This window comes from Streptomyces sp. NPDC052107, assembly GCF_040680215.1.
Taxonomy (GTDB): domain Bacteria; phylum Actinomycetota; class Actinomycetes; order Streptomycetales; family Streptomycetaceae; genus Streptomyces.
The window spans coordinates 1-1,697 of the sequence record NZ_JBFAWG010000263.1; the positions used below are offsets into that span (position 1 = coordinate 1).

Below are 1,697 nucleotides of genomic sequence, written 5' to 3' on the forward strand. Positions count from 1 at the left end.
TGGGCAGTCGGCGTATGCGGCGGCGAATGTGTTCCTGGACGCGCTGGCCGTTCACCGGCACGGGCTGGGCCTGCCCGCCACCTCCATCGCCTACGCGCTGTGGCAGACCGAGACCGGCCTCAGCCAGTGGCTCTCCGAGATCGACCTGCAGCGCATGCGCCGCAGCGGCATGCCGCCACTGACCGAACAGGAGGGTCTCGCCGACCTCGACAACGCGGTGGCCTCCGGACACCCGGCCGTGCTCTCCATGCACCTGGACCTCCCGGCGCTGCGCCGCCTGCCCGACCTGCCGCACCCCATGCTCCGCTCCCTGGTCCCGGCACCGCGGGTCACCCGCGCGGTCAGCGGACCGGAGCAGGAGGAGACGCTGCGTCTGCGGTTGCACGACCTGTCCGGCCCCGAGCAACTGGCCGAGCTCCGCAGCATCGTGCGCGCACGGGTCGCCGCCGTGCTCGGCTTCGACGACGCGAACGACGTCGATCCCCATCGGGACTTCCTGGAGTCCGGCTTCGACTCGCTGGCCGCCATCGAACTGCGCAACCAGCTGAACAAGGCCCTCGGTCTACAACTCCCGGCCATGGCCGTCTTCGACGGGCAGAACCCGGAGCAGCTGGCCGCCCTCATCCAGGCCGAGCTGACCCAGTCGGCCCCGGCCGGCAAGGGCGACACCACCACCTCCGCATCCGCCGAACAGTCCACCACCGCCGAGACCGGCCCCCGCGCCTCGACCGAACCGGTCGGCCCCTCCGAGCCGGACGGCGCCGACTCGCTCAGCACGCTGTTCCGCGAGGCGGTGCTGGCCGGCAAGGTCGGCAAGGCGTTCGGCGTCCTGCGCGCGGTGGCCGAGCTGCGCGACACCTACGACGCCGGCGACGCCACGACCGTCCGGCTGCCGTCGGCCAGGCTCGCCGACGGACCGGCAGACCCGCGCATCGTCTGCGTCTCGACGCCCATGGCCGGCGGTGGCCTGCACCAGCACGCGCGGCTGGCCTCGCACCTGCGGGGCACGCGATCCGTCTCGGCGCTGGCCCTGCCCGGATTCGGCACGGGCGAGCCCCTGCCCGCCTCCGCGGAGGCCGTCGTACAGGCCATGGCAGCCAACGTCCTGGCCGCCGCCGAGGACGAGCCGTTCGTCCTGCTCGGCTACTCCTCCGGCGGGCTGATCGCCTACGCCACGGCCCACCACCTCGTGCAGGCGCACGGCGTGGTACCGGCCGGCGTGGTGCTCCTGGACAGCTACCGGGTCCAGGACGAGGCGATGGTGGTCGGCATGGACCGGCTCGCCCTCAGCCTGCTCGAGGTCGAGAGGACCGTCGGCCGGTACGACAGCACGAGGCTGTCGGCGATGAGCCGCTACTTCGACATCCTGCCCGACTTCAAACTCGACGCGGTGCCCGCGCCCGTGCTGTTCGTCGCGGCGACCGGTGACTTCCTCGACCGTACGGAGTACGACGGCGACCCGGCCGAGCTCAAGGCCGAGCCCTGGCACCCGGACCACGAGCTGCGCCCGGCGCCCGGCAGCCACTTCACGCTCATCCAGGAGGACGCCGAGACCACCGCGACCATCGTCGAGGACTGGATCCGCGAGGGCACCGCCCGGAACTAGTGGCTTGTCACGCCGCCTTGGCCGGGTAATCGACCTGTTGCCCGTCGGCCAGCAGACTGTCTCCAAGATCTGATCTTGGAGGTGGTCGTGG

General features: G+C 72.1%; 1 protein-coding gene. It reads left to right on the forward strand.

The features are described from left to right. A partial coding sequence (locus AB0M27_RS47660) for an alpha/beta fold hydrolase (protein ID WP_365732442.1) occupies positions 1 to 1,606 on the forward strand: 1,606 nt, incomplete at its 5' end. Positions 1,607 to 1,697: the final 91 nt, after the last annotated feature.